12 protein-coding genes are annotated in these 13,077 nt (G+C 74.9%); 2 read left to right on the top strand and 10 right to left on the bottom strand.

Features of this window, described 5'->3' with window-relative positions:
* Positions 1-14 precede the first annotated feature (14 nt).
* The 5 genes from STBA_RS28535 to STBA_RS28515 all read right to left on the bottom strand — a co-directional run bounded on the left by STBA_RS28535 (position 15) and on the right by STBA_RS28515 (position 4,219).
* Positions 15-833 (bottom strand): endonuclease/exonuclease/phosphatase family protein, encoded by an 819-nt coding sequence (locus tag STBA_RS28535; protein WP_107485130.1) that lies wholly within the window; start codon positions 831-833, stop codon positions 15-17.
* Positions 757-1,698, bottom strand: coding sequence for an ROK family glucokinase (locus tag STBA_RS28530; protein WP_077061937.1), 942 nt, complete (start codon positions 1,696-1,698; stop codon positions 757-759). Before STBA_RS28530 ends, STBA_RS28535 begins: the two co-directional genes overlap by 77 nt.
* A gap of 250 nt (positions 1,699-1,948) precedes the next feature.
* The gene (locus STBA_RS28525) at positions 1,949-2,491 is read right to left on the bottom strand and encodes a DUF5304 family protein (protein WP_079252217.1); all 543 of its coding nucleotides are present in this window, start codon (positions 2,489-2,491) and stop codon (positions 1,949-1,951) included.
* A gap of 35 nt (positions 2,492-2,526) precedes the next feature.
* Positions 2,527-3,753, bottom strand: coding sequence for an ArsA-related P-loop ATPase (locus tag STBA_RS28520; protein WP_077061936.1), 1,227 nt, complete (start codon positions 3,751-3,753; stop codon positions 2,527-2,529).
* 4 nt (positions 3,754-3,757) lie between these two features.
* Entirely contained in the window at positions 3,758-4,219 is a 462-nt protein-coding gene (locus tag STBA_RS28515) for an SRPBCC family protein (RefSeq protein ID WP_077061935.1), read from the bottom strand.
* A gap of 149 nt (positions 4,220-4,368) precedes the next feature.
* Here STBA_RS28515 and STBA_RS28510 point away from each other — a divergent pair, with 149 nt between their 5' ends.
* On the top strand, positions 4,369-6,177 hold the full coding sequence (locus STBA_RS28510; protein ID WP_077061934.1) for an AMP-dependent synthetase/ligase: 1,809 nt from the start codon (positions 4,369-4,371) through the stop codon (positions 6,175-6,177).
* Between the two features lie 31 nt (positions 6,178-6,208).
* Here the strand turns inward: STBA_RS28510 and STBA_RS28505 are convergent, their stop codons facing one another.
* The 4 genes from STBA_RS28505 to STBA_RS28490 all read right to left on the bottom strand — a co-directional run bounded on the left by STBA_RS28505 (position 6,209) and on the right by STBA_RS28490 (position 11,387).
* Positions 6,209-7,363 carry a glycosyltransferase family 4 protein gene (locus tag STBA_RS28505; protein ID WP_077061933.1) on the bottom strand — a complete coding sequence of 385 codons (1,155 nt, stop codon included), beginning with the start codon at positions 7,361-7,363 and terminating at the stop codon, positions 6,209-6,211.
* Positions 7,364-7,387: 24 nt separating this feature from the next.
* Positions 7,388-8,419 carry a C40 family peptidase gene (locus STBA_RS28500; protein WP_253195072.1) on the bottom strand — a complete coding sequence of 344 codons (1,032 nt, stop codon included), beginning with the start codon at positions 8,417-8,419 and terminating at the stop codon, positions 7,388-7,390.
* Positions 8,420-8,648: 229 nt separating this feature from the next.
* Positions 8,649-9,707 (bottom strand): NlpC/P60 family protein, encoded by a 1,059-nt coding sequence (locus STBA_RS28495; RefSeq protein ID WP_077061931.1) that lies wholly within the window; start codon positions 9,705-9,707, stop codon positions 8,649-8,651.
* 321 nt (positions 9,708-10,028) lie between these two features.
* Complete coding sequence (locus STBA_RS28490; protein WP_077061930.1) at positions 10,029-11,387, bottom strand: NYN domain-containing protein; 1,359 nt, start codon at positions 11,385-11,387, stop codon at positions 10,029-10,031.
* 128 nt (positions 11,388-11,515) lie between these two features.
* On the opposite strand from STBA_RS28490, the gene STBA_RS28485 reads away from it, so the two are divergent.
* Positions 11,516-11,797: an Lrp/AsnC ligand binding domain-containing protein gene (locus tag STBA_RS28485; RefSeq protein ID WP_077061929.1), complete on the top strand. Its 282-nt coding sequence runs from the start codon at positions 11,516-11,518 to the stop codon at positions 11,795-11,797.
* A gap of 40 nt (positions 11,798-11,837) precedes the next feature.
* Here the strand turns inward: STBA_RS28485 and trpD are convergent, their stop codons facing one another.
* Entirely contained in the window at positions 11,838-12,902 is a 1,065-nt protein-coding gene (trpD, locus tag STBA_RS28480; RefSeq protein ID WP_077061928.1) for an anthranilate phosphoribosyltransferase, read from the bottom strand.
* Positions 12,903-13,077 lie beyond the last annotated feature (175 nt).

Raw genomic sequence — 13,077 nt, 5'->3', positions numbered from 1 at the left:
TCGGGGGGAGCCGTTCAGGGCATGCCGGGCAGGCGGAGCCTGGCGAGGAGCGGCAGGTGGTCCGTCGCGGCGGCCAGGTCGCCGGGGCCTACCCCCGGCAGCCGCCGCGGCACGCCGCAGCCGAGGACCTCCACGGCGGGCGTGCACAGCACGGCGTCGATGCGGCGGTCCCGGCCCGCCGAGGGGAACGTGTCCCCGCCGCCCTCGGGCGCCTGCCGCCACGCGTCCGTGAGCGCCCCGGCGAGCAGCCGGAACGTGCGCCCGCCCGGCAGGTCGTTCAGATCCCCCGCCACCACCGCCGCCTGGCCGCCCCGCGCGCGGAGCTCGGCCAGCCGTCCCAGCAGCAGCCCGCCCTGCCGGTACCGTTCGGCCGGGTCCAGGCTCAGGTGGCAGCTGACCACCGTCAGGCGCGCGCCGGTGGCCAGGCGCAGCACCGCGGTGGCCAGGCCACGGCGGTGCAGTCCCGGCGTGCGCGGCCACGTGACGTCCTCCGCGTACGCGACGGAGAGGCGCGGCGCGGCCAGGATCATCGTGCCGCAGGACGGCGCCCCGCCCGTCACGTACAGCAGGCCCGTCTCCCGCGCGAGGCGCGCGGCGCTCGCGCGCCAGCCGAAGAAGCGGGGGGCCTCCTGGACGCACACCACGTCGGGGGCGCAGCCGCGGATCACGCGGCCGAGCGCCGCCCGGTCGTCGCGCAGGGAACGGACGTTGTAGCTGAGCAGCCGCAGCTCCGCCGGCACCGCCGCCCGGCCCCCGCTAACCCTGGCGGGCGAGGTCGGCCGCACCCACCAGACCCGCCCGGCCGCCCAGCTGCGCGGCAAGTACCTGGGCATGCGGCCGGTACCTGCTGCCGACGAGCCAGCGGCGGAACGACTTGCGGATCGGGTCGAGCACGAGGTCCCCCTCGTCCGAGACGCCGCCGCCGACGATGAACGCGGAGGGGTCGAACAGGGAGGCCAGGTCGGCCAGCCCGGCCCCGGCCCAGCGGGCCAGCTCGCGGAAGGAGTCGATGGCGACCGGGTCGCCCTGCCGGGCGGCGGCGCTGACGTGCCGGCCCTCGATGCCCTCGGGAGTGCCGTCGCCCTCGGCGAGCAGCGCCTCGGCGGCCTCCGGGGTGGCCGTGGCCCGCTGCCTTGCGTACCGCACCAGGGCCCGGCCCGAGGCGTACTGCTCCCAGCAGCCCTGGCTGCCGCAGCCGCACAGCAGGCCGTCGGGAACGACGCGCAGGTGCCCGAACTCGCCGGCCACGCCGAACCTGCCGCGGTGCAGCCGCCCGCCGATGATGATGCCGCCGCCCAGGCCGGTGCCGAGCGTGATGCACACGACGTCGTCGTGCCCGGTGCCGGCGCCGAAGCGGTACTCGCCCCAGGCCGCGGCGTTGGCGTCGTTCTCCACGACGACGGACAGGCTGACGCGCTGCTCGATCTTGTCCTTCAGCGTCTCGTGCCGCCAGGCGATGTTCGGCGCGAAGAGGACGGTGGCCCGCTTGTCGTCGACGTAACCGGCCGCGCCGATGCCGACGGCCTCGGCCGAGGTGCCCTTGCCCACGGTCTTGATGGCATCGGCGATGGCCTCGACGACGCCTTCGGGAGAGGGTGGGGTCGCCACCTGACACGTGTCGAGGATGGTGCCGTCTTCGTCGACCACGCCGGCCGCGATCTTCGTGCCGCCGATATCGACGCCGATGGTCAGTCCCATCAGATCTCCTTCGCATGGACCGCGCACCCCGATCCGCCCGCGCGCGGCAGGGCCGCGCCGTGGCCCCCGGTCCGTGCACCTCCCGGGCACAGGACAGGGCCGAACCGCCGTGGTCGCCACGGCGGCCGGGTGAAAACCCCCTCGCGCCGAAGGGGGGTGGAGTGACTGGTCCCTCAAGTGATGTCAGGTAGTGGATCGATCCCCGCCGCTGACCACGGTACCGGAGGGAGGCGTACGTCACTCCCCCGCTTCAGTCCAGGTCGATGCGCTGCGATCCGGGCGGAGCTTCGGGGTCGTCCGGATTCTCACCGTTCTCCCGCTTCGCCGGGCGGTCGGGGGGATCGGCCGTCTCCTGCGGGCGCGACCAGCGCTGCTCCTGGCCGAGCACCGCGGCGCGGTAGGCGGCGAGCAGCTCCTGGCCCGCACCGGCGAGGTGCTGGATCACTTCCGCGTTACGCTCGATCACCGGCTCGAAGGCGGCCCTGGCCCGCTCCGCGAGCGGTCCCGCGGCGAGGCCCGCGGCCGGGCCGAGCCCGCTGCCGAGTGCCGCGCCGAGGTGGCCGAGGCGCTCGGCGACCGCGTCGGCGAGCTTGCGCAGCTCGTCCGCTGCGTCGCCGGTCGGCTCGCCGTACTCCCTGCGGCGCCGGTCGCGCTCCGCGGCGAGGTCCTCCTCGCAGGCGGCGGCCCAGGCGTCCGGGTCCGGCTCGGGTCCCGCGGACCCGGAACTCCCCGGCACCCGGGGGCGCTCGGGCCCCGCGGCGTCTTCTGCGGGGTGCTCGCCGGTGTTGCTCATCGCGGCCTCCTCGGACATGAGCCTGCCCTTCGAGACTACCCCGGGCCGCCGGAACCGTCGGAGCCCGCGTCCGGCCAACGGCCCGGATCAGGCGCGAAACGGACGGCCAGCGCGCCGTCGTCCGCCAGCGCCGCGCCCGCGACGGTGCACCGGCGCAGGACCGCGGGCAGCGGCAGGGCGCGGCGGAACGGGCCCACGGTGACGATCAGTTCATCACCCCGGCGGACCAGACCGAGCCCTCCGCGGTCCGCGCCGGGCAGCGGCAGCCGCCACACCAGCAGCCCGTCCGCGTCCCGCCGGTCGGTGAGCCGCGGCTCGGCCCGCAGCGGCGGACCCGGCGGCGGCAGCGGCAGCGCCGCGAGGCCGGCTGGGCCCGGCTCGGCGCCCAGGTGCGGCAGGCGGTGCGGCTCGGGCAGCCGGGCGGCACGGACGAACGCGGTGAGCACCGACTCCTGCCGCGCCGCGAGCCGCGCCGCCCACGCGTCCGCGGGCGCGGCGGGCACCAGCCGGTTGGCGACGACCGACTCCACCGCGATGCCGTGCAGCGCGAGACCGGCCCGTGCGGCGCGCAGTTCGGCGGCGGAGCGTTCCGTCGGGTCGAGGACCAGGCGGGCCGCGGTGTCCGGCCCCGCAATCAGCGCCTCAAGGGCGGCGAGCCCCGCGTCCCAGCCCTCCGCGGCGCCGAGCAGGGCGGCGGCCGGCAGCGGCACCCCGGCCAGCTGCGCCAGCAGGGGGTGCAGGGCGCGGGCGGTGCGCCGTTCCTGCGGCAGCAGGCGGCGCAGGTAACGGCGCAGCTGACCGGGCAGCGCGAGCAGCCGCACGGCGTCGACGGCACCTGGCAGGTCGAGAACGATCAGCCGCGGCGGGTCAGCGGCGGTGTGCGCGGCGTGCAGCGCGCCCAGGACCGCGGCCTCGCCCGAGCCCGGCAGCTCGGTCAGCTCGTCGTCGTCGAGCACGGCCGCGCCCACCAGGTCGAGCGCAGGCCTGACGCGCCGCTGCGCGGCCAGCACTCCCGCGCGGAACGCGGCGGCCCGGTCGATGCGGGCGGCGGTCAGCCCAGGCGCGACGCGCGCCGGCCCGTCCGGCCCTCCCCGGGGCGGTGGCGCGGTGCCGAGCAGTGCGGCGAGGCGGTCTTCGGGTGCAGGGCTGAGCAGCAGGGTGTCCGTTCCGGCGCGGGCCGCGGCCAGCGCGGTGGCGGCGGCGACCGTGGTGGCGCCGTCCCCGCCGGGGCCGGTGACGAACAGGGTCCGCGGGCCGCTCACCGGGTCAGGCCCGGACGCCGTCGCCCGGGATGCTCTCGACGCGCTTCTTCAGTCCGTCCAGGGCGCGGTCGATGATGACCTTCTCGGCCTTGCGCTTGATGGTGCCCAGCATCGGGATCTTGACGTCGACGGTCAGCTGATAGGTGACCTCGGTGTGCCGGCCGTCGGGGGCCGGCACCAGCCGGTAGGAGCCGTCGAGGGCGCGCAGCATGCGGGACTTCACCAGGGACCAGCTCACCTCCTGCTGCCCCTGCCAGGTGTAGGCCAGCGTGTGCTCGTCCTTGATCGCGCCGGCGTCGAGGAGCAGCCTGACCTGCTCGGCCCTGCCCTCGGTGTCGGTGCCGAGCACCTCGGCCTCCTTCACCTCGCCCGTCCACTCCGGGTAGCGGCCGAAGTCGGCGATCACCGCCATGACATCGGCCGGGGTGGCTTCGATGGTGATGCTCGACCTGGTGTGTTCGGCCATGGCCGTGGCTCCTCGCGCTGATCTCCCACTGGCGTCCGTCCGTGGGAAGGCTACCGCGAGAAGGCCGCCGCACCGCCACGGGAGCCGGGCAGTAGGCTGCCCGAAGGGCCGTGGAACGTGACGGAGAACGTGACAGATGAGGAGCAGCGGTGCAGGAGTTCAGCCTTCCGGCCCGGTATGAGGTGCCCGCGGACGGTCATCTTCCCGGGCTGCTCACGGCGAACGCCGGGCGGCACCCGGACGTCGCGGTGTACTCCCGCAGGACGGACGGCGGCTGGGCGGACGTGACCGCGACCCGGTTCCTCGCCGAGGTGCGGGCGGTCGCCAAGGGTCTGCTCCGGGCCGGGATCGCCCCGGGCGAGCGGGTCGGCCTGATGTCGCGTACCCGATACGAGTGGTCCCTGTTCGACTTCGCGATCTGGTCGGTGGGCGCGGTCACCGTCCCGGTGTACGAGACCAGCTCGCCGGAACAGGTCGCGTGGAACCTCAAGGACTCCGGCGCGGTCGCCGTCGTCGTGGAGACCGCGGAGCACCGGAACACCGTGGAGGCGGTGCGCGGCGAACTGCCGGAGCTGGCCCACCTGTGGTGCATCGAGCCCGCCGGGGGCGAAGGCGCGGTCGGCCGGCTGACCACGGCCGGCGCGGACGTCACCGACGGGGAGCTGGACGCCGCGACGGCGACCCTGACCCCGGATTCCCCGGCCACCGTGATCTACACCTCGGGCACCACGGGACGGCCGAAGGGCTGCGTGCTGACCCACCGGGCGTTCCTCGCGGACTGCGGGAACGTGGTGGCCGCGCTCGGGCCGCTGTTCCGCACCGGCGAGAGTTCGGTGCTGCTCTTCCTGCCGCTGGCCCACGTCTTCGCGCGCATGGTCCAGGTGGCCTCGGCGCTCGCCCCGATCAGGCTCGGCCACGTCGGGGACGTCAGCGCCCTGACCGACGACCTGGCCTCGTTCCGGCCCACGATCGTCCTTGGCGTGCCGCGGGTCTTCGAGAAGGTGTACAACTCGGCGCGGGCCAAGGCCCGCGAGGGCGGCAAGGGCCGGATCTTCGACCGGGCCGCCGAGGTGGCCATCGCCCACAGCAGGGCGCAGGACACGGCGTCCGGCCCGCCGCTGGGGCTGCGCCTGCGGCACCGGCTGTTCGACCGGCTCGTGTACCGGCGGCTGCGCGCGGCGCTCGGCGGGCGCGCGACGCACGCGATCTCCGGCGGCGCGGCGCTGGGCGAGCGGCTGGGGCACTTCTACCGCGGCATCGGCTTCACGGTCCTGGAGGGGTACGGGCTGACCGAGACCTGCGCGCCGACCGCGTTCAACCCGTGGGACGCGCCGCGGATCGGCACCGTCGGCCGCCCGCTGCCCGGCTCCGCCGTGCGCATCGAAGGGGACGGCGAGGTACTGGTGCGCGGCGAGCACCTGTTCACGCGGTACTGGAACGCCGAGGGCGCCGCCGCCGAGGCGATGGCGGACGGCTGGTTCCGCACCGGGGACCTGGGCTCCCTGGACGAAGACGGTTATCTGACCATCACCGGGCGGAAGAAGGAGATCCTGGTGACGGCCGGCGGGAAGAACGTGGCGCCCGCCGTGATCGAGGACCGGGTGCGGGCGCACGAGCTGGTCGCCGAGTGCATCGTGGTCGGCGAGGGCCGCCCGTTCGTCGCCGCGCTGATCACGCTGGACGACGCGTTCCTGCCGCGGTGGGCGGCCGAGCAGGGCCTGGACGAGCTGCCCCGCGCCGAGCTGCTGGCCCATCCCGGCCTGCTCGCTGCCGTTCAGGAGGCGGTCGACCAGGGCAACGCGGCGGTCTCGCGCGCCGAGTCGGTCCGCGCGTTCCAGGTGCTGCCCGGCCAGTTCACCGAGGAGTCGGGCCACCTGACGCCCTCGCTGAAGCTGAAGCGGCACGTCGTGGCCCGGGACTTCGCCGCCGACATCGACGCCCTGTACACCCGCGGTTAGGGGTCCGTCTTCAAAGGAGCGGGGCCCGCGGTCAGGCGAGCAGGTCCCTGAGCCGGTCGACCAGCAGGTCCCAGCGCCAGCGTTCCTCGATCCAGGCGCGGCCCCGCTCGCCCATGCGGCGGCGCAGTTCGGCGTCGCCCAGGAGGGTGAGCACACGCTCCGCGGTCTCCGCGGGCGCGGCGTCGCCGCCGCCGCGCACGACCCACCCGGTCTCGCCGTCCAGCACGGCGTCGGGGGCACCGCCCGAGTCCCCCGCGACGACCGGCAGTCCGGTCGCGGACGCTTCCAGGTAGACGATGCCGAGCCCTTCGACGTCCAGTCCGCCGCGCCGGGTGCGGCACGGCATGGCGAACACGTCGCCCGCCCCGAAGTGGGCGGGCAGCTCCTCCCAGGGCACCGCCCCGGTGAACAGGACCGACGCCGTCACGCCGAGCCGCGCCGCCAGCTTCTCCAGGTCCGCGCGGTACGGGCCGCCGCCGACGATCAGCAGCACCGTCTCCGGCTGCGCGGCGAGGATGCGCGGCAGGGCACGGATCAGGGTGTCCTGGCCCTTGCGCGGCACCAGTCGGGACACGCAGACCACGACCGGCCGGTCGGTGAGGCCGAGCCGGGCGCGCACGGCGTCGCCGCCGGAGCCGGGGTGGAACGTCTTCTCGTCGACGCCCGGCGGCAGTTGCACCATCCGCGCGGCGGCGTCCGCGGAGACCGCGCCCGCGATGCGGCTGCGCGTGTACTCGCCGAGGTAGGTCAGGGTGTCGGTGGAGGCGCCGATCCGGCGCAGCAGCGTGCGGGCACCCGGCAGTTGTGCCCAGCCCGCCTCGTGGCCATGGGTGGTGGCCACCAGCCGCTCCGCGCCCGCGGCCCGCAGGGCGGGCGCCATCATGCCGAGCGGCGCCGCAGCCCCGAACCACACCGCGGTGCAGCCGTGCGCGCGCAGCAGCGCGGTGGCGCGGCGGGTGGCCCGCCGGGTCGGCAGCAGCATGGTGGCGTGGTCGCGCACCACGGGGAACGGCTGCTCGGCGTCGAACTCGGCGACGGCCCTGGCCTCTTCACCGCCGCGCCCCCAGGTGGAGGCATAGACCACCAGCTGCTGCGGGTCGAGCCGCAGCGCCATGCTGTGCAGGAACGCCTGAATCCCCCCGGGCCGCGGCGGGAAGTCGTTCGTCACGATCAACGTCTTACGCATCAGACGAGACGATACCGAGCCCGTTCAGGGGCGGACGACCGAGGAGACCGGCATGACGTCCACCGCCTCGTACCTGACCTGCGCGCCGGGGTAGGGGGCGTGCACCATTTGCCCGCCGCCCACGTACATCGCGACGTGGCTCGCGTCCTCGCGGTAGACGACGATGTCGCCCGGCTGCGCGTCGGACAGCGCGACCCGGCGGCCGGCGCCGGCCTGGGCCTGGGAGGTGCGCGGCAGGGCCACCCCGGCGCGGGCCCACGCCCACTGGATCAGCCCGGAGCAGTCGAACGCGTCGGGGCCCGCCTGCCCCCAGCCGTACGGCAGGCCGACGGCCCCACGGGCGGCGGCCACCGCCGCGGCCGCGCGCCCGGACACGGGGGCGCCGGCGCGCGGAAGCGCGCCCGCACGCGCGCGCTTGCCGTGCTCCGCCGTCGGCGGGGCCGCGCGCTCCGCGGCGCGGTCGGCGCGCTCCCTGTCGTGGCGTTCCTGGTCGCTCAGGCGCTCGTACTGGCGCCGCGCGGTGGCGAGCCGGGACTGCACGGCGCGCTTGTGGCGGGCCAGGCTCGCCTGTTCCTCGGTGAGTTCCGAGAGCTGTTCCTCCGCCTCCTGCCGGTGCTGGTCCAGCACCCGCTGCGCGGCGAGCAGCTCGCGCAGCCCGGCGACCCGCCGGTCGCCGAGCCGGTCCAGGACGGCGGCGTGGTCGAGGTAGGTCTCAGGGCTGCCGGAGAGCATCAGCACCAGCGTCGGCTCGAACCCGCCGGCCCGGTACTCGGCCGCGGCGGCGGAACCGAGAGCGCGCCGCGCGTCGTTGACGGCCTCCTGGCCGCGGGAGACACGGTCCTGCTGGCGCTCGAACGAGGTACGCAGCGTCTCGACCCGCTCCGCCGTTCCGTTGTACGCCTCGACGGCGCGCTCCGCGTCGGCGAACAGGCGGTCCACCTCGCGGGCCGCGCCCGCGCTGTCCGCGGGCGGCGCGCCGGGCTCGGCGAGCACGGGGACGGCGCTGATGACGGCCGCCGCGGTGGCGGCCGCGGACAGCACGGTTGCCCGTGCCACCCGTCTCGAACAGGCATGGCGGTTGAGTCGATGGGAAACCACTGCGGGCCGCGCTCCCTTCGGTGGGGACCTGAGCGGAGCAGAATGTAGCCGCGCGGCAGTGGGAGTTGACGGATGACCACCGCCCGCGCGGCCCCCGTCAGGAGACGCAACCGCAGGTCATGCAGGGGGCGCGACGGCGCACTTGAACCCCGGAATCACCTGGATGGACCAGGCGGGGCGCGCCGCGTCAGCCGACGCGCACGCCGTACTGGAACGGCATCGCGTTGATCGACAGGTACTCGACGCTCGAACCGGGCCGCGGGGCGTGGATGATCTGGCCGTTCCCGGCGTAGATGCCCACGTGGTGCAGGTCGCTGTAGAAGAACACCAGGTCGCCGGGGGCGAGTTCGCTCATGCCCAGCGCGGGGCCCATGCCGGCCTGCGCCTGGGAGGTGCGCGGCAGGGAGACGCCGGCCTGGCTGAACGCCCAGGAGGTCAGGCCGGAGCAGTCGAAGGAACTGGGGCCCGTGGCCCCCCACACGTAGGGGGCGCCGATCTTGCCGGCCGCGGCGTCGAGCGCGGCGTGGCCGTAAGAGGTGCCGGTCCCCCCGGAACCGCCGAGATCGCCGCGGGATTCGCCGTCGCGGCTGGCCCGGTCCGCCGCCGCGGCCGCTGCCGCGGCCTCCTCGTCGGCGATGCGCTGCCGCTCTTCGTCGGTCAGCTGGTTGAGGAGTGACTGGGCTTCGCTGAGCTTGCCCTGGATCGTCTCCTTCTGGTCGCCCAGCTCGACGCGCAGGTCCTCCAGCTCGGCCAGCCGGTCGGTGGCCTCCTGGCGCTGCTGGTCGAGGGTGCGCTGCCGGTCCTCGATGAGGCGGAGCGTCTCCGCCTGCTTGCCGCTGACCTGGTCGAGCGTCGACGCCTGGTCGAGGTAGGCATCGGGGTCGGAGGACAGGAACAGCTGCACCGACGGGTCGAGGCCGCCGTTGCGGTACTGGGCCGAGGCGACGGAACCGAGCGTGCCGCGCAGCTCGTTCAGCTCCTCCTGGCCGCGGGCGGTGGAGTCCTGGAGGTCCTCGACCTCGGACTGGAGCTCTTCCTCCCGCTCCTTGGCGCCGTTGTACTCCTCGGTGGCGGCTTCCGCCTCCTGGTACAGCCGGTCGACCTCTTCCTGAACCTCTTCGATGGACTGCGCGGGGTCGGCCTGGGCCGTCTGCGTCGAAATGGCGACGGTGGCGGCGGCCGCGGTCGCGCCGAAGATGGTGACACGGGCCCGGCTCGGCTGCTTGGGACGACGGTGGGACGCCACTGGGGCGAGCTCCTTCTTCCTCAGCCGCCTGCCGGGAGTGGGGGCGTGGCCCCGGCTCCGCGCAACTGCCACGGATTCGGCGGTTCCCCCGCGGACATCCCGGATGGATGGTCTACCGCGCGGAGGTTCGAGGCCCGACCCTAGCGAGGTCGTATTCGTTCCTTCAAATCCCCGCGGGCATTTTTTACTTACCTCACACGAGCGGCGAGCGACGGCACACGCACGGTGGCGGACGAGACCGTCGCAACCGGCACGACATGGAACGAAGGAGCGGCAAAGACCTGAGAAGGGACAAGCAGCGCCAAGGGCGGGCCAACCGCCCTACGTGCGGGAGAGCCGCCGCAGCAGCAGCGCGGAGGCGACGGGGCGGGCGCCTGCCCTGGCGACTCCGTCGGCTACCTCGCGGTCCGCGGAGACCACCACCACGGGCCGGCCCGGCGGTTCCGCGCGCACCAGCCGCCGGATCAGCTCGTCCGCGGTCTGCCGCGGCTTGCTGAACAGCACCCGCACACCCCGCGGCGGCGTCAGCAGCACCGGGGCGGCCAGCTCGGCCCCGTCGAAGACGCAGGTCATCTCCGCGCCGGTCTGTGCCGCGAGCACCGCGAGACCGCGCATCAGGCGCAGCCGCTGCTTCTCCAGCGGCATCGTGGGATAGCCGGTCTTCGTCACGTTGTAGCCGTCCACGACCAGGTGGGCCTGGGGCAGCGCCAGGAGTTGGTCGAGCAGGGCCGGGTCGTCCTCCGCGAGGGCCCGCTGCGCGATGTCCTGCGGCGTCATCCCGCCGGGCTCCACCGCGTCAACGGTCTGCGCGGGTTTCAGTTCGGTGGGCGGCAAGGCGAGTTCACGCCGAATTCCCTGGGCGGCGTCCAGCACCGTGTCCAGCAGCAGGCGCAGCCGCATGTCCTCGATGCCGCGGCCCTCCCGCACCGACCTGCGGCTCGTCTCCAGCGCCGCCTCCGCCTCCGCGAGCCGCGCGCGCAGCCGCCGCGCGTCGGCCTCCACGGACGCCCGCGCCCCCGCCGCCTCGGCCCGCTCCTCCTCGAACTCGGCCCGCAGCTTGCGAAGCGCGGCCTCGCCGCGCCGCACGTCGGCGAGGGCGCTGCGCAGTTTGCGGTGCACCGCGTCGGTCTCCTTGCGGGCCGCGTCCAGCTCGGCGCGCAGCCGTTCGCCCTCGGCGCGGGCGGCGGAACGCGCCTGCGCCAGCTCCTCGTGCAGCCGCGTCAGCTCCCGCTCCCGTTCGCGCTCCTCCCGCTCGGCCTGCGCGCGCTGCGCCTCCTCGCCGGCGGCGGCGACCAGCTTGGCCCAGCCCTGGGGCCGCAGCACGAACGCGGCGGCGGCCACGTCGACGGGGTCGGCCGCGGGCGGCGGGGCGCCGCGTTCGACGGCCTCGGCGAGCACCGGCTCCGCGGTGCGCAGCCGCGCCGCCACGCGCTGCCGGAAGACGGTGTCGCTCTCCAGGGCCGCGGCCATGGCACTGCCGCCGAATTTCACCCGTCGGGAGGGGGTGAACCGCGCGTACTGCCGGAGCGCGGCGGGCAATTCGCTCATGGTCAGCCCGGAGAACGTGTCCCCGGCGAGCACGATGACCCGGTGACGGACCCGATCTGGCAGGGGGCGGTCGAGGGTCTCGGCCGGCTCCGGCCGCCCCGCCGCCTCCTCACCGTCCGTGGGTTCCACCACCGCACACACCGTCCGTCGCCCCTGCCGTTATCGACTGTCACCCTACGGCCTGGTAGCCGTCGCGGCCCACGTGCCGGGCTAAGGTGAGCCCTGCGTACCGCGTCCGCCGCACAGGGAAAGGCCCAGCCGTGATCACTTCGATCGTGCTCATCAAGACCAGTGTGGACCGCGTCCCGGAGGTCGCGGAGCAGATCGCGGCGATGGAAGGGGTCAGCGAGGTCTACTCGGTGACCGGCCCGCACGACCTTATCGCCATGGTCCGGGTACGCGACCACGACGACCTCGCGGAAGTCATTCCCGGCCGTATCAGCAAGGTGCCGGGCGTGGAGTCGACCGAAACGCACGTCGCGTTCCGTACCTACTCGCGGCACGATCTGGAGGCCGCGTTCGCCATCGGCCTGGACTCCTGACCCGCGGCCCCCGCGGACGGCGGGGGCCGGGCCGCGGCACCTACCGGTGGGTGGCGGTGACCCACCGCTCCAGCGCGTCGCGGGCAGCGCCCGAGTCGATGGACTCCGCCGCGCGCGCCATGCCCGCCGCGAGCTGGTCGGGCAGCGGCGCGTCCTGCTGGTCGAGGGCGACCAGCGCCGCCGCCGAGTTGAGCAGGACGGCGTCGCGGACGGGACCGGCCTCGCCGTCGAGAAGGCGGCGGGCGACCTCCGCGTTGTAGGCGGCGTCGGCGCCGCGCAGCGCCTCCACCGGCGCCAGGGAGAGCCCGACGTCCCGCGGGTCGAAGGACTGCTCGCGCACCTTGCCGTCCCGGACGGTCCACACCGTCGACGTGGCGGTGATGGTCAGCTCGTCGAGACCGTCGTCGCCGCGGAAGATCAGTGCGGAGGCGCCCCGTTCGGCCAGGACGCCCGCCATGATGGGAGCCATCCGGGCGTCCGCGACGCCGGTCGCCTGGGCGGCGACGCGGGCCGGGTTGGTCAGCGGGCCCAGGAAGTTGAACGGGGTGGGGACGCCCAGCTCCCTCCTGGCCGACGCGACGTGGCGCAGCGCCGGGTGGAACTTCACCGCGAAACAGAAGGTGATGCCGGCCTCCACGGCGACCTCGGCGACCCGCTGCGGCGTCAGGTCCAGGCTGACGCCCAGCTCGCCCAGCACGTCGGAGGCGCCGCTCGCGCTCGAGGCCGCGCGGTTGCCGTGCTTGACGACCGTGGCCCCCGTGCCGGCGACGACGATCGCGGACATCGTCGAGATGTTGACCGTTCTGGCCCGGTCGCCGCCGGTGCCGACGATGTCGACCGTGGGTCCTGGGACCTCGATGAGGTTGGCGTGCTCGTACATGGTCCGCACCAGGCCGGAAACCTCGTCCACCGTCTCACCCTTGGCCCGCAGGGCCACCGCGAAGCCGGCGATCTGCACGTCGGTGGCCTCGCCGCTCATGATGCGGTCCATGGCCCAGGCTGCCTCGTCCGTGGTGAGGTCCCGTCCGGCGATCAGCGTGCTCAGCACGTCGGGCCAGGTGCGAGCCGCCGCGGGGGAGCCTCCGGCGGGGGTCACGACGCTCATGGGAATCACTCCTGGCGAGTCGGCTGGTGGTCGGGCAGGGCGCAAGGCCGTGCCGGTCGGCCGGGAAGCATGCGGACACACCCTAGCGGCGAAGGAACGCGCCCCGGACAGCATGCCCGCACTGCGGACGCCCGCGACAGGCGCGGACGGTGGCGCGGGAGGGCGCGCGAAGGGG

The organism is Streptomyces sp. MP131-18, from assembly GCF_001984575.1.
Taxonomy (GTDB): domain Bacteria; phylum Actinomycetota; class Actinomycetes; order Streptomycetales; family Streptomycetaceae; genus Streptomyces; species Streptomyces johnsoniae.
Note: the sequence above shows the minus strand (reverse complement) of the source record. Positions and strands in the feature narration are given on the sequence as shown.